Genomic DNA, 22,662 nt, shown 5'->3' with positions numbered 1-22,662 from the left:
TTCGACCGTTGAGGCACTGTATTCGACCGTTCACGAATTTTTTTCGACCTTCACCTCACTTTTCGGACTCCAATCAACTGGATGAACCCTTTGTTCTTATCTGCGCATCACTTTATCGTTACGTCATTTATCTCCAAATAGCCTGAAGGGCTGATTGAAAATCCTTTAACATCTTTCGCGACTGCAGCAACATTTTCTATGACCCTTACAGGAATATACGGGGTGTCGCCCATCTCGATTTCCTGTGCCTCTGCGTATAGTTCTTTGCGCTTCCCTTCTTCTTTTTCCTTCCTGGCGGCATCTATTAAACGATCAACCTTTTGATTGCTGTAAAAGAATGTATTGCCGGCCGCTCCCTGTGAATCCGTATGAAATAGATTATATTGATTATAATCAGCATCGCCGGTCGCGTTTCTCCAGCTGATGATGAACATTTCCGATTGCCCTTTATTCACTTGTTCCACGAACGAACCGTACTCCATTACCTGTACCTTCAAATTAATGCCGATACCTTTCAGTTGGGATTGCAGGACCTCGGCCAAGTTAACTCTTTCTTTACTGTCCATTGTCAGGATGGTTGCATCCAAGCCCTCAGAATATCCAGCTTCGGCCATCAGTTTCTTTGCTTCCTTCAGGTTGTAATCATAGGCTTCGAGATCTTCGTTGTACCCGAATACCTTAGAGCCCATCAAGGAGTTCGCCTTTACTCCCACATTATTAAAGACCCCCTTGATAATCGAGTCCATTTCAATGGCATGGGCGATGGCTTTACGTACCTTTACATCATTGAACGGTTCATTATTGACATTGAACCCTAAATATTCGGTTCCATACCCTTCACTGCGGTAAACATCCATTGCCGGTGAAGATTCCACCTGGTCCATGACAGCTACAGGAAGAGGCTCTGCGATATGCGCTTCACCAGTTTCTATCATCGATATCCTCGTGGAGTCTTCGGGGACGACCTTGAAGAGGACCTTGTCCACTTTTGGCTCGTCTCCCCAATAGCTGTCGTTTTTCGTCAATATGATTTCCTGGCCTGGAGACCATGAATCAAAAACGAAAGGACCGGTTCCATTCGGTTCCTGGATAATCTTTTTGCCATACTTTTCAATCGTTTTCGGACTGATGATTCCGCCTTCATGATTCGCCAATATCGAAAGAAGAGGAGAAAAAGGTTCCTTCAAAATGAATTGCACGGTAAATTCATCAACCGGTTTCACCTCTTTTACCATATCGAATACTACCGCCCTCGGAGAAGCGACCATCGGATCTAATAGTCGATCAAATGTCTTTTTTACTGCGTCTGCATTAAACGGTGTGCCATCATGAAATTTCACATCTTCCCTAAGCTTGAATTCCCAGGTCGTGTCATTTATTTGCTTCCATTTTTCTGCTAGCATTGGCTGTATCTCACTATTCTCATCCCGTTGTACAAGGCCTTCATAGATTTTATGGTGAGTGACGCTAGCGGCGTTAATCGTGGACATGAACTGCTGATCCAAATTCTCAGCGTCGGATAGGCGGGCAATGACCAATGTACCCCCTTCGTTTGATGCTCTGTTCGGATCACTTTCTGTTTTGCTTACGTCATTGTTAGAAGAACAGCCCGTAATGATGATGGCCATGATCATGACTAGAAAAAGCTTTCCTGCCCTACGTTTTAACCCCATGGTCTTCTACCTCCCAATTTCATTTTTCGAACATTTATCTAATTATAGGAAATATTCTGACTATTTATTTCGAATATCTTTACTATGTTTTTCATTTTCTTTACTTGTTTCCATAAAAATCGCTTCTGGATCGCTTATCGTTTCCACTACCTTGAATGATGGCTTGAACAATTCTTTCTCGGGAAGCTCCTGATAATCCCTTTCCATATATCCTTTTCTCATCTTATTAAAGTATTGTTGCCCCTTATATTTGATTTCCGTTAAATCAAGATCGGGGATTATTTGATCCTTCATGGCTACCTTTCCATTGATGATCGATAATTTAACGTCCCTCCCAGAGCCGCTTACGAACATGGTTCGAATCGGATCACCGATTACCCCCATATGGAAACCGTCCAAGTCAATCGCGATGATATCCGCCTTGGCCCCCGCTGCGATGCGTCCTAGATCGTTCCTGCCAAGAAAGGCGGCCGCATCAAGTGTGGCTGACCGAAAGAAATCGGCATAGACAGAGCCTTCCGTTTCTCCTTCCGCCAGCCGTGAGAGCATGCTGCCTGCCCTGACGTTCTGGAACATATCCGGAGGGAATGTGTCCGTTCCGAGGGCTATATTGATCCCAGCCCGTTTATATTTAGCAAAAGATTCTAACGCCTCCCCATGCCTCCCGATAATCAGAGGGCAATGAATCACCGTTGTATTCGTTTCAGCAAGCAGCTTCAAGTCATCGCCCTGTCCATATTTCGCTTTACTATATCCTGAAACAAAGTGGGCATGCGGGATCCCTGTTCTTGGACCGAGAAAGCCAAGGTCGTACAAATATCTGATCGGTGTAACATGATGGGCTTCCCAGATGGTGTTGAATTCAAAACTTCCTTGTGCAGCATGAAGCTTTATCGGTACATCCAATTTTTCGCTGTAATATTTAATCTGTTTTAATTGCTCTGCCGTTTGAGACTCTATACGTTCTGGAGCAAGCATCCCCCTGACCATTCCTTCATGGGCTCCATCGAATTTTTTTACAAACTCGACCGCTTTCCGTAATCCCGCTTCCCCGGCTTTTTCATCCCAATGCAGTTTAATTTTCCCGTCAGGCTGGACGACTCTCATTCCTGATTGGAAACTTGGGCCAAGGTAAATCCTTAATCCCAATCCAGCGGCGTGTTCTGCGGCAGCTGCCAATTCATCATAGGATTCAGCCCAGCTTTTATAAAAAACGGAAGTAATGGGCATCGCCGTCGTCACGCCATGAAGAATGAGCTGTGAATAAGCATATAGTGATTTAAACGCTTCTTCTTCCTCGGTCATTAATTCAGGATGTCCGCTTTTTATATATTTCTCTGACCAAAGAAGATTCTTCTGTCTACCGGCACTTGCTTCAAAATGTAAAATATCATGGTCAATGTCCCCTAATGCATTTAAATCTATGAAGCCGGGACTGATAATCGCATTACCGGCATCCATTATCTCGTCCACTTCTTCTGGATAATTTTTTCCGACATACAAAATCGTGTCGTTTTCATAAACGATCTCTGCGTTTTCCAAAATGACATGATCGCACCCATCATATCCAATTACATATCTTCCTTTAAGTTTGGTTTTCATCTTATTCCCCTTTCACCATCGCGGCAGCATCTTCGCGTTAGTCATATCGCTTTTCATCTACATAGGCCCTGGCATGGCCCCAGAAATATTTCGTCGGCTGCATATACTTTTCGAGCCCCGCACGCTTTATCGTTGAAAAGGCTTCTTCATTCGCTTCATCAAGCACTGTACTTTCATGGACCGTCCGTACTTCCCTTCCTTCCATGATCAATTTCCCATCAACGATTACATGCTCCACATCATTCGCCACTGCTTGAAATACAAGCCGGTGAACATGCATGAATTCAGGGGTCAGATGCGGCTGATGCAGATTGACCGTAATGACATCCGCTTTTTTCCCGATTTCAAGGGAGCCTATTTCATCATCCCAGCCAATGCATTTCGCAGCATCTATCGTGATCATTTCCAGTAGCTTGCCTGGAGGTAAATAATAGTAGTCCCTAAGCGCTGCCTGGTGAACAAACTGTGTTTTCCTCATTGCCTGAAACATATCAAAGCTTGTGGAAGGGGAAGTCCCATCCGTGGAGATTGCCACAGTTGTCCCCATCTCCAATAATTCAGTTATTGGGGTACGGGCATGAACCTGGCCAAATCCAGGTGATGCACTGACGTTGGTACCTGTTTCAGCCAGTATTCTTGCCTCATCAAAGGAAATGCCCCGACAATGCTGTAAATGGACATCTGGACCCAATAGGGCGTTTTCCTTATCCTGTATCGCTAAATGAATCATCCCGCCAAAGGCATCTGAGTGAATGCGTGTGTTATATTTCCTGGCAATCTCCCTTATTTTCTTCGCTTGATACAGGTCATGGTCATTCAGCCCATAAAGCCTGTCCGGCGAGGTGGGATTCGAGGGATCCACTGATGTAACGATGACAAATGGTGTAATGAAGGCCCTCGTGCGGTCCTCATTTGCATGGTTCAGCGCCTCGATTACAGCTTCCGCCCCCTGTAATACTTCTTCATATGAAACTTCCTTTACCACTCTCTTTCCGTCGATCCACCGGCTGAATGAATGGGGCCATGGGGGATTGCAAGGACCCGTGCATACCACTTCCCTGATTCCCACTTCGGCGTATGCTTTTGCATGATTGATGGCGAAAATCGGTTCATCGGACCGCGGCATGGATCCTAACACGCTCAACCCAGTCGTCACGCCTGCCTTTAATCTCTCAAGGGCGGATAACTTTCCTTCGTAATACCAAAAGTCATCTGTAACAAAATGCTTGTACACATTCGTCATGATCGGCATCCAAAAATCAATATTCTCCATGGCAATCGTTTTGAACATGGAATGTCCCCCATGCCCATGAACATCTATCAATCCAGGCAATATGCACTGATGGCTGCAATCGATGACTTTTACTGCCTCATACTTCCATTTCAGTTTTTCGGTCGAATCTACGGCTAAAATCCTTCCTTGATGTATGGCGACGGCGCCATCTTGCAGAATTCTCCTGTTTTGATCCATGGTAATGACGGTCCCATGGATTAGAAGTAAATCTATCATATTTTCCCCTCCTAATTGAGAAGACAGCATAACATCCTTATGCTGCCTTCCTTTTGTGATGAATTCCTACTTCACGGTTACGTCATCAAGCATTAAATAATTTGCCGGATTCAGCCACAGTCCTTTAACCGTCCCACCGTATACCGCCAAGTGTTCATAGTTTCGGATAGGAACATATGGAACTTCTTCCCTTTCAATTGCTTGTGCCTTCGAATATAGTTCCTTACGTTTATCGCCATCCGATTCTTTACGTGCATTTTCAATCAATTTATCAACTTCCGGATTGCTATAGAATGAACTATTTCCCGCAGCACCTTGGGATTTGGTATTGAAAAGATTGAATTGATTATAATCTCCATCCCCGGTAGCATTGCCCCAGCCGCCTATCGCTACCTGGTGCTCGCCCTTGGCTGTCGCGTCAATGTAAGCCCCATACTCAAGGACTTGAATCTTGACCTTAATACCGATTCCTTTTAACTGGGATTGAATCACCTCGGCCATATTGATCCTTTCCTTACGATCACTCGTCGTCAGTGTAAACTCCAAACCATCCTTGACCCCCGCTTCATTCAAGAGCTTCTTCGATTCATTAATATCATAGTCGTAGCCTTTTATTTCCGGATCATAACCAAACACCTTCGGGCTCATTGTTGAATTTGCCCTCGTGCCGACGTCGTTATAAACCCCTTTGATAATGGAATCGACTTCGATGGCATGAGCGACCGCCTTACGGACCCGTACATCATCAAAAGGTTTTTTCTTAACATTGAAGCTTAAGTATTCAACGGCAAGTCCCTCCGTGCGATATAAATCCATCGTGCCTGACGCTTCGATCCTATCAATCTCCGTCACTGGCACTTGATCGGTCACATGTGCTTCACCCGTTTCTATCATTGCAATCCTCGTGGCATCTTCAGGGACAACCTTGAATACCACCCCATCAATCTTAGGCTTATCCCCCCAATAGTCCTTGTTTTTCGAAAGGGCGATTTCTTCACCAGGCTTCCACGATTTAAAAACGAATGGACCTGTCCCAACTGGATTTTGAGCCAGTTTGTCACTATTTTCCTTAATCGCTTTAGGGCTGATTATGCTTCCTTCATTACTTACTAAAATCGATAACAGCGGAGCATAAGGATATTTCAGCTTGAATTGTACGGTCGTTTCGTCAATGACTTTAATTTCCTTGATCATTTCCAATTTACCAGCCTGCGGAGAAGCTGTTGCCGGATCCAGTATCCTGTCGAAATTGGTTTTCACCGCTTCGGCATTGAATGGGGCCCCATCATGGAATTTGACTCCCTCCTGCAATTTAAACTCCCACGTGACATCATCCAGTTGTTTCCACTCTTTCGCGAGCAGCGGTTTAGGATCCATGTTTTTGTCAGGAACGACCAATGTTTGATAAACCTTTTCATAAACGACGTTTGCAGATGGAATGTCTGTTATGAAGTGAGGGTCAAGGGTGGTCGCATCAGATAATCGCGCGACGATCAGCGTACCTCCTTCCTTTGCTTTTTCTACTGTTTCCTTACTGCCGGTTTCTTCTGTTGCACACCCTGATAAAACGGATGAGATGCCTAATAAAGAAGCAAAAAGCAACCCAATCATACCTTTTCTCATTCTATTTCCTCCCTTTTCAACCTGCCTTTGTTTCTCCAAGTAACTTTCAGCTATGAGTACATCGGGCTTACTGTAAATTATAAAAAAAAACCGAATTTTATATTTTCAGAATCTTTACTCATTTTTTAATTATCTTTACTGCTTTTCCGCATCATATTTACTTCAATCCCTTTTTTGAATAAATTGAATGAAAGAAAAGGAGGAAATCCAATGAAGCCAGAGGTCGTCATCAATAATACCGAATTGAATGTAAAAGAAAGAAAATCTCCGAAACTAAGACACTGGAAAGCCTTTTATAAAAAATTCAAGCGAAATAAATTGGCATTGGTAGGCGGGTACATCGTACTTTTTTATATTTTATTGGCTATCTTTGCCCCTTTGATCTCACCGCAGGATCCCTATGAAATTGATTTAGTCAACAAACTCCAGCCTCCGTCAGCCGAATATTGGATGGGTACGGATGATAAGGGAAGGGATATTTTAAGCAGATTATTATATGGAACACGGCTTTCATTAACGGTTGGATTTGTCTCTGTATTCTTCGGGGCGTTCATTGGCATACTCCTCGGGTTAACAGCTGGTTATTACGGAAAATGGATCGATACCGTCATTATGAGGATTGTCGATGTTCTGCTGGCTTTCCCGGGAATACTGCTTGCTCTTGCCATCATTAGTGCCCTTGGTCCGAGTTTAATCAATGTAATGGTAGCGGTCGGCGTCTTTTCGATACCGATGTTTGCCCGGATTGTACGGGGTTCCACACTATCAGTCAGGAAGCTGGAATATATCGATGCCATTCGTGCATTGGGAGCGACTGACTTCACGATCATATGCAAACATATTTTTCCGAATATTCTATCACCTGTCATCGTTCAGGCCACATTACGTCTGGCAACGGCCATTCTGTCGGCAGCCGGATTATCATTCCTGGGACTGGGTGCCCAGCCGCCCTCTCCAGAATGGGGAGCGATGCTGAGCAGCGGACGGGATTATTTGTTCAGTGCCCCCCACATCGCTTTGTTTCCGGGGATAGCGATATCAACACTGGTACTTGGTTTCAACATCTTCGGGGACGGACTTAGAGATGCCCTGGATCCAAGAATGAAAAAATAAGGAGGAGAGAAAATGTTCGTATTCATTATCCGACGGGTACTTCAAACGATACCGGTATTACTGGGAGTAAGTCTTGTTGTTTTCCTCATCATGCAAATGGTCCCGGGAGATCCGGCAACACTGCTTGCAGGTGAAGGAGCGACTAAAGAAACGATTGAATCGCTGCGGCATGAGCTTGGCTTGGATCGTCCAATCCTCTATCAATACGTTGACTATGTCCTTCATGCCGTTCAAGGTGACTTTGGGGAATCACTCCGCAGCAGCCGCCCTGTTTTGGACGAAATCATGGTCCGCTTGCCCATCACCCTTGAACTGGCACTTGCCAGCATATTCATAACCGTTGTGCTTGGAATGATCGCAGGAATCATCTCGGCTACCAAGCAATACTCGGCAGCTGACATTTCCATCATGATCGTTGCTTTATTGGGAATCTCGTTACCTAGTTTTTGGCTGGGCCTCATGCTTATCTACTTCTTTTCCGTGAACCTTCATTTGTTTCCGGTTTCAGGTTGGGGAACCTTCAGCCACATGATTCTCCCTGCCATAACCCTTGGGGCCGGCGGAGCGGCCATCGTTGCCAGGATGACCAGGTCGAGCATGCTTGAAGTCGTTCGCCAGGACTACATCCGGACCGCAAGAGCCAAGGGATTAAAAGAATATATCATCATTTATAAACACGGGCTGAAAAATGCGCTTATCCCCGTCATCACCGTCGTTGGCCTCCAGTTCGGTGCACTCCTTGGCGGCACAGTATTGACAGAGTCCGTTTTTGCCATCAATGGACTTGGGAGATTGATAGTCGATGCAATCAGAACGAGGGATTTGCCGATGGTCCAAGGCGGGGTCCTCATCGCTTCCGTTATCTTCGTATTCATGAATTTAGCGGTGGATGTCCTCTATCGATACTTTAACAAAAGAATAGACTTGAACTAAGGAGGTATGATGATGAAACAGGATGATGATAAAATACTGGAGGTAAAAAATCTGCAAACCCACTTTTTCACTGATGAAGGAACGAGTAAAGCAGTCAATGGAATCAGTTTCTCCCTCAATAAAGGGGAAACGCTTGGAATCGTCGGGGAGTCGGGAAGCGGAAAAAGCATAACATCACTATCATTATTAAGGCTCATTCCATCGCCACCCGGCAAGATTGCCGGCGGCAGCATCCTTTTTAAAGGGGAGGACCTGCTTACGAAGTCTGAAAAACAGATGCGGTCCATACGCGGGAATGAAATTTCGATGATTTTTCAGGAGCCGATGACATCATTGAATCCCGTATATTCAGCGGGCGAGCAAATTGCGGAAGCGATCCGGCTCCATCAAAAGCTGGGAAAAAAGGAAGCATGGAATAAAGCGGTCGACATGCTTCGGCTCGTGGGAATCCCCTCACCTGAAAAAAGGGCAAAACAGGAGCCGCATGAACTAAGCGGCGGAATGAGGCAAAGGGTCATGATTGCCATGGCACTTGCCTGCCACCCTGAAGTTTTAATAGCGGATGAACCTACAACAGCACTGGATGTGACGATTCAAGCCCAAATCCTCGAACTGATCAAGACGCTGCAAAAGGATTTCGGGACGGCTGTCATTTTGATTACACATGATTTGGGTGTCGTATACGAAACCTGTGATCGGGTCGCTGTCATGTACGCAGGGAAAATCGTTGAATACACCTTGGCCAAGGAAATATTCACAAACCCAAAACATCCTTACACCATTGGTTTATTGAACTCCCTTCCCCGTCTGGACATGGACCAGGAAGAACTGACCACAATTCCCGGGACCGTTCCAAGTCCTTACAACATGCCCAAGGGATGCAGCTTCGCTCCCCGCTGTGCACATGCGAAGAGCATTTGTGAACAAGCCGTACCCGATCTCCAGGCTATCGGCCCAAGCACCGAGGTCAGCTGCTGGATGTTCACCCCCCAATGGGAGAAGGAATATGACACTCAAGAGAAGGTGGGGGTATAATGATGGGTGTACCAGCTGCAGAGAAAAAGGTTCTGCTTAAAGTGGATCAATTGAAGCAATATTTTCCGATCAAGGGAGGATTTTTCGGAAGAACCATCAATCATGTAAAAGCCGTTGATGACATTACCTTCGATATCAAACAGGGTGAAACCTTAAGCATAGTCGGCGAATCCGGCTGCGGAAAATCGACTACCGGAAGGGCCATCCTTCGATTGGATGAACCGACAAGCGGGAGCATTCACTTTCAGGATAAGGATTTACTGAGTTTAGGAAAAAAAGAAATGAGGCGTACCAGGAAGGATTTGCAAGTTATTTTCCAAGATCCATTTGCCTCCCTTAACCCTAGACAGACTATCGGCCAAATTCTCGGAGAAGCATTAGCGATACAAAATGTAGTCCCTAAAGAAAAACGAAAGAGCAGGATCGAAGAATTATTGGGACATGTCGGGCTGAGACCTGAATCCATGGAAAGATACCCGCATGAATTCAGCGGCGGCCAGAGACAGCGGATCGGCATTGCGCGGGCTCTTGCAGTGGATCCAAAATTGATCATATGTGACGAAGCTGTTTCTGCACTGGATGTCTCCATTCAAGCGCAAGTGCTGAATTTATTAAAATCCTTACAGCGCCAGTTCGACCTTACCTTTCTTTTCATATCACATGACTTAGGTGTGGTCAGACATATCTCGGATCGGGTGATGGTCATGTATCTCGGAAAGATAGTCGAGATAGCCGATAAAAAGTCCATTTTCGAACAGCCTCAGCATCCATATACAAGGGCATTGTTATCGGCCATCCCAGTACCGAATCCTGTGCATGAAAGAGAACGGATCCTATTGACGGGTGATGTACCCTCACCCATCGACCCTCCAAACGGCTGCCGCTTCCATACACGGTGCCCTTTTGTACAGGATATCTGCAAAACACAGCTACCCGAACTGAAACTATCTGCACAAAACCATCAAGTGGCTTGTCACATTGTGTCATAAGCTGTAGATTTCCGGAGGGGTCTTTAGTATGATACTAATAAACAGAATAATTCAAGTTATTTAAAAATATAACCAGCAGAGGTTCTCCATGCTAAGTTACGAGGGATTCACCTTAATTATCATGCTCTTCATTTTAGCTCCCATCATGGGAGCTATCGCTCTTTTATTTCTATTCATATTCGAGAAAAGGATCGACCTTCTTGAAAATAAAAACAAAGAGATCCGCCTGGAGCAAGCACTGCAAGAAGCACAATATAATAAATTGAACCAGCAAATCCAGCCACACTTTTTGTTTAATACACTAAATGTCATTCTGGGCTTGGCCCGCCTGAACAGGACGGCAGAATTGATACGGGCCTTAGAGGCATTTTCGCAATTCCTGAAATTCAAATATAAAGCATCAGAACCATTGATCCCCCTTTCCCAGGAAATTCAGTATACCCAGCATTATCTCGACATCCAGACCCTTCGCTTCGGTGATCGGCTCAAGATTGATATGGATTGCCCGGAACCATTAGCAATCGCACTTGTTCCCCCCTTCATTCTTCAGACATTGGTGGAGAATTCGTTTAAACACGGTTTGGAAAAAAAAGTGGGTGAAGCCCTGCTGCATATCCGGTTTTATCTGGAATCGCAGATGGTGTATCTGGAAGTGGCGGATAATGGGTTAATGGGAAAGGAATCTTTCGTTACGGACGAAGGCGGCCATGGCCTGGATAATATCCAAAAGCGTTTATATTTGTATTTCAATGACCGTGCACAATTGAATATAGCTTCTACTGAATCGGGAACTAAGGTAGAGGTATCATGGCCACTGGTTTTTGATAAGAAATTGGAGGAGGCGGAGCCGGAATGAATGTATTATTAGTTGATGACGAACCATTGGTCCTTGAACAAATGGAATATATGATTCAGTCCATATACCCTTTTTGGAAGTTTCATAAAGCTGCTGATGCCTGTCAGGCACTGACCCTCAACCAAAATCATAAAATCAACCTCGCTTTCCTGGATATTAATCTGCCGGGGCGATCGGGTCTTGAATTTGGTGAAGACTTAAGGGCGCTAAACAAAGAAGTCGAAATCATTATGGTGACCGCGCATCAAAGCTTCGATTATGCCCAGCAATCCATCAGGATAGGCGTGGTTGATTATTTAACGAAACCTGTAATAGAAAGTGATTTGCATAAAGTCCTGGCCAAGTATGACAAAAGGGAATCTTCCCATAACTATTCAACCCTAATTCACCATTCACTTTCATTCATTCATGAAAATTATGCTGAAAAACTCTCCCTTTCGGACATCGCCCGTGAAGTGCATACCAACCCGACTTATTTAAGCAGGAAATTCCATGAAGAAGTTGGCACTTCCTTTTCGGAATATTTAATGCACTATAGAATAAAGGCCGCAAAAAGGGCCTTAACCAATAACACCAGCTGGAGCATATCAGACGTCGCTGAAAAATCGGGTTTCAATAGCCAGCATTATTTCAGCACTTTATTCCGGAAGATAGAGGGAATCACGCCCAAGGAGTTCCGCGAGAAAGGAAAATGAACATTGCGATCACGTACATTTCAAGAATACGTACAAGGTCCCATTCAAATCGGGATGGGTTTAGGGATCATCTCCCTCCTGGCACGCTGGGTGACAGGAACCACGATATTATCTTCCCCCGAATCGATGGTGAAGTATGGAGTTTTCGGAGGGATCGGATACGCCTTGATGGGAGCGATCGCCCTGTTCATGTTCAGCTTCATCGGGAAGAGGGTCCGGCAGGATTTCCCCGTGGGCTTGACCATCGGGGACTATTTAAAAGTCAGGCTTCATCCCCTCGGATATTGGATATTGATCGTGATTCTGGTCATAACCAGCTTACACATTTTATTCATTCAGGGAATGGCTGCGTCCACCCTATGTCAGTTTCTTTTCGATACCCCGCTCTATGTCGGGCTGTTCTTTTTTTTCGGTTTCTGTGTCCTTTATGCTGGATTTGGCGGGTTAAAGCTCATTCATGGTTTCGCAGCTTTTCAAGTTGTCTTCATGTTTGCCGCGGTTATCTTGATTCCCTTATACTTTTTCGTCAAGGAAGGGATTCAGCCCGTTTATGATGGGATCCGTTTATACCATCCATACATGCTCGTAATAAATAAGTATGATCTATGGAGTTTTCTTTTTGCTGGACTTCTTGTCGGGTTCGGCCAGTTTTTCTTTGACCTGACATCATGGCAGCGATTATTCATGATAGAAATGAAAAAGGTTCGATTGACATTCTCTTTATCCGGCCTTATATGGATCATATTCCCGCTCTCCTTTTCATCACTGTTCATCATGGTTATCTTTACGGGCGGCTTCACTGATATCCACTCGATTCTGGCTGGATTGGCAAACAAAATAACGACACCATTCTTTTTTATCCTTTTTGTGCTCTGCGCTTTCAGTGCAATCACCTCAACATTCGGTGCCTGCCTGCATTCATTGGTAAGCCTGATCGTAGCCAATATTCTTGAACCATTACAAACAAAAAAAAGCAACCAGCAAAAAATAAGGATGGCCTGCCTGCTTTCGATCTGTATTGGAGGATTTGTTTTCGTTGCTACACTCTTCTATTCCCCAAACCTATTAGAGCTCTTATTTTATTCAGGCAATATATACTCGGCATTGCTGGCTCCAATCCTGATTATCGTATTCAGCAAAGGGAAAATCCCTGATTACATACCGATAAGCGCGGTATTGGCCATTGTGGCTTCATACATCATCCAGCCTCATGTAAGTGAATTCCAAAGCATATGGTTCAGCGGGCTGGCATCATTGACGATCATGGTGATTTGTATGATCCTTACCCTCATCAAGAACAAATGGAGGCTCGTGAAAACAAAACGGGATTGATTAAGAAGGCGGATGGCAAAGTGGTTACATAACAAACTATGTAATCACCTCTGCGTGTATTTGGCTCCGCAGGTCTTGAGAGGACTCAATATCACAACAAATAAAAAAAGCCTAATCTTTATAGATCAAGACAGTTTGTAGAAAAAAGCAAAGTTAATTGGAGCGGGTGTGCAAGACTCCTGCTTAGAAAAGCGCGTCCAGGGAGACCCCGCAGACGCAAGAAGCGCCGAGGAGGCTCCCGGACCGCCCGCGGAAAGCGAGTGCCCTACGTTCCAATCAACTTACAAATTGTACAAGCTATAACTGGGGATCTTAAAGGATCTTATCCGTATCCGAAATTATTACCACGAATTTAATACAAGACTAGATTATCCTTAATGTTTTTTTGCTGTAATCCTTATTGGATTGAAGAAATTTGCGACACTCCTGCCGAATTACTGGCTAGCCGAGACCCCACAGCCGCTTGCGGCGAGGAGGCTTGGCAGACAGTCGGCGGAAAGGGAGCGGATTTCTGAAATCAACTGAAACTTTTTTTAAAATAAAAAACTGTAGGCAAAATCAATTATTATCTAGTTTGTCTACACCTGGAATCCCACTATTAATCTCGTAAAAACTTAGCTTGCCACCTTTCTGAAATACCGATAAACCTTTTCTAGCTTTTGAGTTTGCTTCCCCTTTGGACTTTCCATATTACCGAATTCGAAAAACTTCACTTTTTTGATTCCGACAAAATTGAATAGTGCTCTTTTCATCAATATTTTATGCGCATCATTCAACCAGATAAGCGGATACTTTGCAGGTCCCTTCATCGTGGACACACATACGACCGACTTTCCCTTCAGAAGGCCTTCCGGGAACAATCCCTTTTTATCCCTGTAGGCAAAATTCGCAGAAAATAATTGATCAATATATCCCATCAGCATGGCAGGAGGCCTCCCCCACCAGATCGGATAGACAAAGACAATCTTGTCGGCCCATGTAATCTGATTTCTATATTTTTCAAGCTGAGGATCACGATGCATATCACGCCTTCGTTTATGCTCATTGAACTCCAAGAGCGGATTGAAGCCCTCTTCATATAAATCCAAGACCTGCAGCCCCTTTATGTTCGGGTTCTCCTTACTTCCTTTGATGACTTTTTCTAAAAATGCATGGCTTAAGCTTTTTTGATTTGGATATGTGTAGATGACCAGCAAGTTCATGACGTCCCCCCCATTTACCTATCATTTGATAACAATAATACAGCACCATCTTTTTTGTTGTCAAATGATAATTGTATTTTGATAACACTTTTGATATCTTTTCAGTAAGAGGTGAAAGTTATGGACAAAAAAGCTCTTTTTGAAAAAATGGTCACATTTACAACTTCCGTACATCAAGTCACACACGAATTGACACAAAACGCCAAATCGGATGCCATCACGCCGGTACAATATAAAATTCTTGAATATATAACAGTCAGTCAGCCTGTCACACCAAGTGAAATCAGTGACTGTCAGCATATCTCCATGCCTAACACGAGCCGTGAACTGAAAAAATTAAGCGAAAAGAATTTAATTGAAAAAATAAGTGATTCGGAAGATAGGCGGAAACAATACATCCGCCTCTCCAAAGAGGGGGAAATAATGATGAACGAGGCTTTTGCAATCGTAGAATCCCGTTTCCAAAGCCGGCTGCAACATGCATCAAAGGAAGATTTAGCGGAAATTGACCGTGCCCTGGACATTCTTCAAACAAAACTTTTTTACTAAAGGCATAAAAATGGCTCCCGCAATTGAAGTTGAAAAAGAATCGACTTCAATCGCGGGAGCTGCTTCATACATGTTTTATAATCAGGTGCCGCAAAAGGTCCGGTAAGGTTTTGTCGACACAGGCAGTGCGGCGTATTCAGCTTGTTCCTCGCAGTGTGCATAAGGATTTGCAAGAACATCCAACAGCCGTTCCATCACGCTGTAGTCCCCTTGCTCCACTGCCGCTTCCAACGCTTCTTCCACCCGGTGGTTCCGTGGGATCACTGCAGGATTGCTGTTCTGCATCAACTGACCCGAAGATTCTTTCGATTCCTTCTGCCTTCCCAGTCTCGCCTTCCAAAGCTCTTGCCACTGAGCGAATTCCGGTGTCCCGAAAAGGACCGTATCCTCCACTTTATCATAGGTCAAGGCACGGAAGGTATTGGTATAATCGGCACCATGCTTTTTCATCATGCTGAGGATGCCATTAATAAGCGCTTCATCCTGAGTCTCTTCGTTGAATATCCCCAGTTTCGCCCTCATTCCCGCTAACCAATTAGCATGATACAGATCATTAAAATCGGAAATCTTATCTTGTGCCAAAGTAACGGCCTGATCTTGGTCATCATGCAACAGCGGCAATAGGGATTCAGCGAATCGCGCAAGGTTCCAACCCCCAATTACCGGCTGGTTACCATAGGCATAACGGCCTTGTCTATCAATTGAACTGAATACCGTTGCAGGGTCATAGGCATCCATGAAGGCGCAAGGGCCATAATCGATGGTTTCCCCGCTGATCGTCATGTTGTCGGTGTTCATCACCCCATGAATGAAGCCAACCAGCTGCCATTGGGCAATGAGCTCAGCCTGACGCTTTACCACTTCCTGCAGCAGCGAAAGATAACGGTTTTCATCGGCTTCAATGTCTGGAAAATGACGCTTAATGGCATAGTCGGCAAGTGTCCGGAGTTCCTCGATCGTGCCCCATTTTGCAGCGAATTGAAAAGTGCCGACACGAAGATGACTCGAAGCCACACGGGTCATGATGGCACCAGGCAGCCCAGTTTCACGGATTACCGTTTCACCGGTCGTCACCACTGCCAGACTTCGGGTGGTAGGAATGCCGAGCCCGTGCATCGCCTCGCTGATGATATATTCGCGCAGCATCGGTCCAAGTGCAGCCCGGCCATCGCCACCGCGGGAGTATGGCGTTCTTCCTGGCCCTTTCAGCTGGATATCGACCCTCTCGCCTTCGGGCAAGACCTGTTCGCCAAGCAATATCGCCCGGCCGTCCCCTAACATGTTAAAATGACCGAATTGATGGCCAGCATATGCTTGGGCAAGAGGCGAAGCACCTTCAGGAATCTCGTTTCCGGCAAACACCGCAACACCATCTTCGCTTTGCAGGGACTTTACGTCCAAACCAAGAGATCCAGCCAAACTCTCATTGAGAATGATCAACTCCGGTGAACGTACAGGAGTCGGGTTCGTGCTCGTGAAAAACTTTTCCGGTAGACGTGCATAGCTATTGTCTAAATTCCATCCTGTTTCATTAGTCATGGTTTCTCCTTTTCTTATTTTGACTTTTGTATAAAGGTTCTTTCGCTCAAGATTCAGTTAAAACACGCGATAAAACTAAGTTGCAGTCCATATTTTAATGTCTACTTCTAACAATTAATTATACCGTTTCTGCTAGAAAATGGCTCTTTTAAAGTATGGTGAATATCTCGTTCATTTTGGATATCCCCTAGATTTTTGGTGTGTAGTTTCTATTTATGGAGTACTAATTATTTTTTAATTCTTTAATATAATTTATCACCTCTTAATTTAACATTGGTGGTATAATTTAGAAGGTTTATAATTCATTAGTACCAGTAGATATATAATACATTTGGATTAGGAGAGAGAAATATGAAAGAAAAAACACAAAATTGTTTCATTGCTATTTGTTTAATATTAATTTGTTTATCTGTACCTAGTGTAACATTTGGAGCTTCGGATACAGTTGCACCTGCCATTTCTGGTGCTGTTAATAAAACGGTAAATATCAATTCTTCTTTTAACGCTTTATCCGGCGTTACTGCGAAGGACAATGTGGATGGAAATATCACGAAAAACATTAAAGTTTCTGGCACTGTTAATACGAAAAAAGCTGGAAACTATAAACTCTCTTATTCCGTTTCGGACAAAGCTAAAAATAAAACCGCAGTTACCCGCACCGTTACTGTGAAAAAGGATACCGTTAAACCTTCTATTTCAGGCGCCTCTAATAAAACGGTGTATATTAATTCTTCTTTTAATACTTTATCCGGCGTTACTGCGAAGGATAATGTGGATGGGAATATCACGAAAAATATTAAAGTTTCTGGCACTGTTAATACGAAAAAAGCTGGAAACTATAAACTCTCTTATTCCGTTTCGGACAAGGCTAAAAATAAAACCACGGTTACCCGTACGATTACTGTGAAGAAAGATACCGTTAAACCTTCTATTTCAGGCGCATTAAATAAAACGGTGTATACTAATTCTTCTTTTAACGCTTTATCCGGTGTTACTGCAAAGGATAATGTGGATGGGAATATCAGCAAAAATATTAAAGTTTCTGGCACTGTTAATATGAAAAAGGCTGGAAACTATAAGCTCTCTTATTCCGTTTCGGACAAGGCTAAAAATAAAACCACGGTTACCCGTACGATTACTGTGAAGAAAGATACCGTTAAACCTTCTATTTCAGGCGCCTCTAATAAAACAGTAAATATCAATTCTTCTTTTAGCGCTTTATCCGGTGTTACTGCGAAGGATAATGTCGACGGAAATATTACGAAAAATATTAAAGTTTCTGGCACTGTTAATATGAAAAAGGCTGGAAACTACAAACTAATCTATACTGTTTCAGACAAAGCTAAAAATACACAGACTGTTACGCGTACGATTACAATCCTAGATAATATCAAACCGAAATTATCGAATATTAAAGATATTCAAATCAAATTAGGTGAAAAATTTATTGCTTTAGAGGGTATTTCTGCTTCTGACAATAATGACGGAGATATTACTTCAGCCATTAAAGTTGATGGTTCAGTTAATGTCAAAAAAGCTGGATCCTATGTTTTAAAGTATTCGGTGACAGATAAATCAGGAAATACTGTTTCTACCAATCGTACCGTAACAGTGATTGATACACTTAAACCTGTTTTATCCGGCATTCAAGACATTCAACTTAATTTTGGGGAAAGCTTTAACGCTCTAGATGATATTTCCGCTTCTGACAATAGTGACGGAGATATTACTTCTGCCATTAAAGTTGATGGTTCGGTTAATGTTAATAAAGCTGGAACTTATGTTTTAATCTATTCAGTTACCGATCAATCCGGAAATACTGTAACCGCCAATCGTGTAGTAACAGTTGTTGATACGATTAAACCTATAATTATTGGTGCTGCTGATACAATGATAGGATTACATTCACAATTTAATTTATTAGATGACGTTTCTGCTTCAGATAATAACGATGGTGATCTAACTGCTAAAATTGAAACTAGTGGTTCAGTAGATTCAGAGACTGAAGGAAATTACTTAGTAACATATAAAGTAACTGACGCGGCTGGAAATACTGCTGAGATAAGTCGAACAATCACTGTTCAAAAAATAGCTGTAACTGGTGTCTCAATCACTGCTCCTACTTCTATGAAAACAGGAGTGAGCCAACAAGTAGCGGCTATAATCTCCCCAAAGAATGCTACTAATCAACAAATAAGTTGGCATAGCTCTGATGAAACAGTGGCTTCGATAGATGAAAATGGAGTATTAAAAACTTTATCGGAGGGGACAGTAACTATCACTGCAACTGTTGACGGGGTTAGCACTTCTAAAACTTTAACAATATCGGATCGTCCTAACTTGTATTTATATAAATCCGGCTCAGCTACTATAAACAATTTAATTAAGAGCTTATCAATTAACATATACAATTATGAGTCAAAAGAAAGTGTGTTTATAGAGAAGGTCGAAATTTTTGAAAATGATTCTCTGTATTCAACATACACTGCAGAAAAACTTGAAAATTCAGGGATTAACACTACTATTGCTCCTTATTCTAGCTGGGGTATGACCCTTAATTTCAAGGTTGGTATTTGGGCAAATCAAAGTAAGGTAGTAGTGACTATAAGAACCGAAAATGATAAATCGTATCAATATTCTATAGATATTTAACAATATAGGAAATTTACAAAAAGGTATATTGAAGATTCAGAGGTAGGGAAATTTACCCTACTTCTTTTTTCTTATTTTATTTAAATTGGATTAGTTTAGTCATATTTATACGTGTGAACAAATTAATAAAGAAACTTATTCACTAATGCTAAGGCTCACCGTAAATTATTCTCAAAAAAAGCCCGCCATTGATACGGCAGGCTTTTTTTCATCTCTTCTTACTGTTCCGTCCTCCACCCATTCAAGGGTAGTCTTAATTCAATAAAGTCAGGCTGATAAAGGCAATTCCAAATATACAGTACAGAATGAGTGTAAAGGGATGGGGAAAAATAATATATACTATCATACTAATGATCATCAGCAGGATGCTGAAGGCACTTATTTTATCTCTCCACATACTCACCTATGGTCAACTCCTTTTTCTATTGCTTTTCAGCGGCAAGGTAATCATCAAGGACAGGCTTCATTTTGTCTGTCACATAATGGCTTCCGCCGCGATTTTTTACGTCTTCGACAATCGCTGTAAGCAATATGGATGGGGAATCCGCATCAAAGATGACGGCAAAACCATTCTCTGATCCATCTTCACCCTTTTTACTTTTCAGTTCGGCGGTGCCTGTCTTTGCGCCAAGGACCGCTTTCGTGGTTTTAAGGTTATGGGCGGTTCCGCTTTCCCGCTCCACCACTTGTATCAATGCCTCTTTTACGGTATTGGCAACGTCACTTGAAATGACGGATTTGCGTGGTTGTGCTTTTTCATCTGCCAGCAATACAGGCATCACCATATTCCCGTCGTTTACGAATGGCGTGAAGGCCGTTCCTAAATGAACCGGGGACATCAGGACCTCCCCTTGTCCATATGCGGAGTCTGCAAGCAACACTTCATTGTTGATCCCTTTATTGGAAAGCTGGCTCTTTTTCAAATATATAGGCAGCTTATAGTCTTCCTTGAATCCAAATTCAATGGCATGTTCTTCAAATTTTTCGGCACCCATTTCCAAGGCTTCCTGTGCGAAATAAATATTATCGGAATAGGCGAGGGCATCGACCATATCAACCGAAGGAGCATCCTTTACGCGAGTTACGTAGTATCCGCCCCAGCTGTTGTCCTTCTTCCACTGCAATCCGGTAATTTCCCGTTTCTTCTCAGGAAACGTCGTGCCTACAGTCAGCCCGACGGCAGCCGTTATGGCCTTAAAGGTCGAACCCGGGGCATACAGGCTTGAGAATCTGTTTAAGAAGGGAAGCTTCGGATTTTCGCTGTACGACTTCCACTGCTCATCCGTCATGCCGCCAACCATCAAATTCGGGTCGATGGAAGGATAGCTGACCAATGCAAGCATTTCCCCAGTCAAAGGATGCATGGCCGTCACTGCCCCGGCATCTTTTTTCATCGTTTCATAAATTTCGCTTTGCAGTGCCGAATCGATGGTCAGATTGATATTTTCCCCATCAACGGCTTCCACTTCTTTGATGATGCTTTTCTGCTTGCCCGTTTCGCTCTTTATTTGGATAATTCCGCCTTTTTTCCCTCTTAATCGTTTCTCATACACTTCTTCCAGGCCGGCTTTCCCGATATAGTCCCCTTCGTTATATACATGATCGGTATCCTTTTCCAAATCCTCACCCGTCACTTCCTTCACATAACCAATCAGATGTGCACTGCTTTCCTTTTCCGGATAGTACCTGGTTTTTCCGGTTTGGAAGGTGACTCCAGGAAGGTCTTTGCCGGCGATGCTTTCCGGTTTGAAATCTACCGGCATGGTGGCAATCGGTACGAAGCTGTCTTTTGTCACCCATTTTTTATCAAGCGCCTTATTGAAGGTTTCTTCAGGAATATCGAAAGCGCTGCTTAGCTTTTTGATGCTTGCTTCTTTGGAATTCCCCAGCTCACCTGGGATGATTCCCATATCATACACATCTGCATTAACAGCGAGCGGATTTCCATTCCGGTCACGGATTTCCCCTCGCTTCGGCAAATATGTCTGCACGCTGACTTTATCGCCCTTCTCCATTCCCGGTAAGATCAAGGAAGGATTCCACTTCACCTTCCACGCCTCCCCTTCTTCCGTATCCACTTTAGTGAAGGCAGTCTGATAGGAGGCCAGGATTTCACCAAGGAATGTATGGATTTTCACTTTAAAGCTGCCTTCATATGCTTCGATATCTTCATCGTAGAGCAGTTCCTTGGATAAAACCGTGATGGATGAAGCCTCCATCCCTGAAAAGATGGCATCATATTTATCAGTAAAACTTTGTTTGTCATAATCATATTCTTCGAGTTCCCCTTCGGAAATGGCGTGCAGCATCGCGTCATAATCCTGCTCGGAGAATTGTTTTACATAGTCATCGAATACTTCTTCAGGTGTCGCCTTGTCGGCTTTGAGGAAACGCCATAGAAAAAATCCTCCCACTATCAAAGCGAATATCAGCAAAAATAGAGTTACTTTCTTCATCCGTCAATCCTCTTTCTTATAATGGCTGTGTGCCTAATTTGTATTTTTTTCATTTTTCGTTAGTAAGTAAGCGTCTGATAATTTATAATTATAAAATTGAACCCACTAAACAGCCATGTAGCCAAAATGATAAATCCATGACAATAATCTAAAAATTCTGACTTTTAAAGGGGGGATGAAGTGAATGTTCCATAAAACTTTCAAGGTTGTATTGAGAACCTTGCACAAAGGCCAAACCGAGGAATTCGCCTATGTATTCGAAGGGAAGAGCCTGCTGATCGGGCGTGCCAGCCAGCACTCCAAAGCTGATTTCAAGCTTTACAATGACTTTGTTTCCAGGGAACATTGCCGGATTTATATGGAGGAAGGACAGCTCCTCATTGAGGATTTGGCAAGCAAACATGGTACCTCCGTGAACCAGATGCCGCTCGTACCGGGCAATCCCTGTCACATTGAACCGGGGGATTCGATTACTTTAGTCAATGGATTGATTGAATTCATGATCTCCATCGACAACGATTTAACAATGGATTTCACGCCGGTGAACCCCGAGTTACAGCAAACCGTCGCTATCAATGAGCACCTTCAGACCGTGATCATCAATGAAGAAGCACCCATTAAAATGCCGACAAAGGAATTCAATTGCTTTAAGCTGCTTTATGAGAATTTGGACAACCTTATTTCAAAGGAAGAAATTGTCCAGCAAGTATGGCCAGAGAGAGTCGGTGATCCAGAGCAAATTGTGACGGCAGAGGAAATCGCTTCACTTCTGTACCGGGTGCGGAAACGGATAAATGGGCACTTTGCAATAAAAGCCGTCATCCAAAAGGGATATTATATGGAATCCATCATTTCGTTCAATCTATCGGACTTATAATGACAATCATTCAAAGACATGAAAAA

17 protein-coding genes are annotated in these 22,662 nt (G+C 43.5%); 10 read left to right on the top strand and 7 right to left on the bottom strand.

Annotation, left to right across the window (positions count from 1 at the left end; translation table 11 throughout):
* Positions 1 to 107: 107 nt before the first annotated feature.
* The 4 genes from OSJ91_RS05005 to OSJ91_RS04990 all read right to left on the bottom strand — a co-directional run bounded on the left by OSJ91_RS05005 (position 108) and on the right by OSJ91_RS04990 (position 6,408).
* Entirely contained in the window at positions 108 to 1,673 is a 1,566-nt protein-coding gene (locus OSJ91_RS05005) for a glutathione ABC transporter substrate-binding protein (RefSeq protein ID WP_485891129.1), read from the bottom strand.
* A 60-nt stretch (positions 1,674 to 1,733) separates the two neighbouring features.
* The gene (locus OSJ91_RS05000; RefSeq protein ID WP_485891128.1) at positions 1,734 to 3,275 is read right to left on the bottom strand and encodes a chlorohydrolase family protein; all 1,542 of its coding nucleotides are present in this window, start codon (positions 3,273 to 3,275) and stop codon (positions 1,734 to 1,736) included.
* A gap of 37 nt (positions 3,276 to 3,312) precedes the next feature.
* Complete coding sequence (locus OSJ91_RS04995) at positions 3,313 to 4,785, bottom strand: amidohydrolase family protein (RefSeq protein WP_485891127.1); 1,473 nt, start codon at positions 4,783 to 4,785, stop codon at positions 3,313 to 3,315.
* Positions 4,786 to 4,851: 66 nt separating this feature from the next.
* Positions 4,852 to 6,408 (bottom strand): glutathione ABC transporter substrate-binding protein, encoded by a 1,557-nt coding sequence (locus OSJ91_RS04990; protein WP_485891126.1) that lies wholly within the window; start codon positions 6,406 to 6,408, stop codon positions 4,852 to 4,854.
* Between the two features lie 210 nt (positions 6,409 to 6,618).
* Here OSJ91_RS04990 and nikC point away from each other — a divergent pair, with 210 nt between their 5' ends.
* The 7 genes from nikC to OSJ91_RS04955 all read left to right on the top strand — a co-directional run bounded on the left by nikC (position 6,619) and on the right by OSJ91_RS04955 (position 13,361).
* Entirely contained in the window at positions 6,619 to 7,521 is a 903-nt protein-coding gene (nikC, locus tag OSJ91_RS04985) for a nickel transporter permease (protein ID WP_485891125.1), read from the top strand.
* Positions 7,522 to 7,533: 12 nt separating this feature from the next.
* Positions 7,534 to 8,454, top strand: a complete 921-nt coding sequence (gene nikB, locus OSJ91_RS04980; RefSeq protein ID WP_034304259.1) for a nickel ABC transporter permease — start codon at positions 7,534 to 7,536, stop codon at positions 8,452 to 8,454.
* Between the two features lie 12 nt (positions 8,455 to 8,466).
* A complete protein-coding gene (locus tag OSJ91_RS04975) occupies positions 8,467 to 9,489 on the top strand; it encodes an ABC transporter ATP-binding protein (protein ID WP_485891852.1) in 1,023 nt (340 codons plus the stop codon).
* On the top strand, positions 9,489 to 10,478 hold the full coding sequence (locus tag OSJ91_RS04970) for an ABC transporter ATP-binding protein (RefSeq protein ID WP_485891124.1): 990 nt from the start codon (positions 9,489 to 9,491) through the stop codon (positions 10,476 to 10,478). The genes OSJ91_RS04975 and OSJ91_RS04970 overlap by 1 nt, the downstream gene beginning before the upstream one ends.
* Positions 10,479 to 10,566: 88 nt before the next feature.
* Positions 10,567 to 11,334: a sensor histidine kinase gene (locus tag OSJ91_RS04965; protein WP_137017448.1), complete on the top strand. Its 768-nt coding sequence runs from the start codon at positions 10,567 to 10,569 to the stop codon at positions 11,332 to 11,334.
* Positions 11,331 to 12,029, top strand: coding sequence for a response regulator transcription factor (locus tag OSJ91_RS04960; protein WP_057278356.1), 699 nt, complete (start codon positions 11,331 to 11,333; stop codon positions 12,027 to 12,029). The genes OSJ91_RS04965 and OSJ91_RS04960 overlap by 4 nt, the downstream gene beginning before the upstream one ends.
* Before the next feature lie 3 nt (positions 12,030 to 12,032).
* Positions 12,033 to 13,361, top strand: coding sequence for a sodium:solute symporter family transporter (locus OSJ91_RS04955; RefSeq protein WP_485891123.1), 1,329 nt, complete (start codon positions 12,033 to 12,035; stop codon positions 13,359 to 13,361).
* A 614-nt stretch (positions 13,362 to 13,975) separates the two neighbouring features.
* On the opposite strand, the gene OSJ91_RS04950 is transcribed toward OSJ91_RS04955, so the two are convergent.
* Positions 13,976 to 14,563 (bottom strand): NAD(P)H-dependent oxidoreductase, encoded by a 588-nt coding sequence (locus OSJ91_RS04950; RefSeq protein ID WP_350301458.1) that lies wholly within the window; start codon positions 14,561 to 14,563, stop codon positions 13,976 to 13,978.
* Positions 14,564 to 14,683: 120 nt separating this feature from the next.
* On the opposite strand from OSJ91_RS04950, the gene OSJ91_RS04945 reads away from it, so the two are divergent.
* On the top strand, positions 14,684 to 15,112 hold the full coding sequence (locus tag OSJ91_RS04945; protein WP_350301457.1) for a MarR family winged helix-turn-helix transcriptional regulator: 429 nt from the start codon (positions 14,684 to 14,686) through the stop codon (positions 15,110 to 15,112).
* A gap of 81 nt (positions 15,113 to 15,193) precedes the next feature.
* On the opposite strand, the gene OSJ91_RS04940 is transcribed toward OSJ91_RS04945, so the two are convergent.
* Complete coding sequence (locus tag OSJ91_RS04940; RefSeq protein WP_485891122.1) at positions 15,194 to 16,651, bottom strand: protein adenylyltransferase SelO; 1,458 nt, start codon at positions 16,649 to 16,651, stop codon at positions 15,194 to 15,196.
* Positions 16,652 to 17,002: 351 nt separating this feature from the next.
* Here OSJ91_RS04940 and OSJ91_RS04935 point away from each other — a divergent pair, with 351 nt between their 5' ends.
* On the top strand, positions 17,003 to 19,303 hold the full coding sequence (locus tag OSJ91_RS04935) for an immunoglobulin-like domain-containing protein (RefSeq protein ID WP_485891121.1): 2,301 nt from the start codon (positions 17,003 to 17,005) through the stop codon (positions 19,301 to 19,303).
* Between the two features lie 422 nt (positions 19,304 to 19,725).
* Here the strand turns inward: OSJ91_RS04935 and pbp4 are convergent, their stop codons facing one another.
* On the bottom strand, positions 19,726 to 21,759 hold the full coding sequence (gene pbp4 / locus OSJ91_RS04930; protein ID WP_485891120.1) for a penicillin-binding protein PBP4(5): 2,034 nt from the start codon (positions 21,757 to 21,759) through the stop codon (positions 19,726 to 19,728).
* 184 nt (positions 21,760 to 21,943) lie between these two features.
* On the opposite strand from pbp4, the gene OSJ91_RS04925 reads away from it, so the two are divergent.
* Positions 21,944 to 22,636: an FHA domain-containing protein gene (locus tag OSJ91_RS04925; protein WP_350301453.1), complete on the top strand. Its 693-nt coding sequence runs from the start codon at positions 21,944 to 21,946 to the stop codon at positions 22,634 to 22,636.
* Positions 22,637 to 22,662: the final 26 nt, after the last annotated feature.

Source organism: Bacillus sp. T-10(2022) (assembly GCF_056502895.1).
The sequence above is the reverse complement of the archived record's forward strand: the minus strand, read 5'-3'. Positions and strand labels throughout refer to the sequence as shown.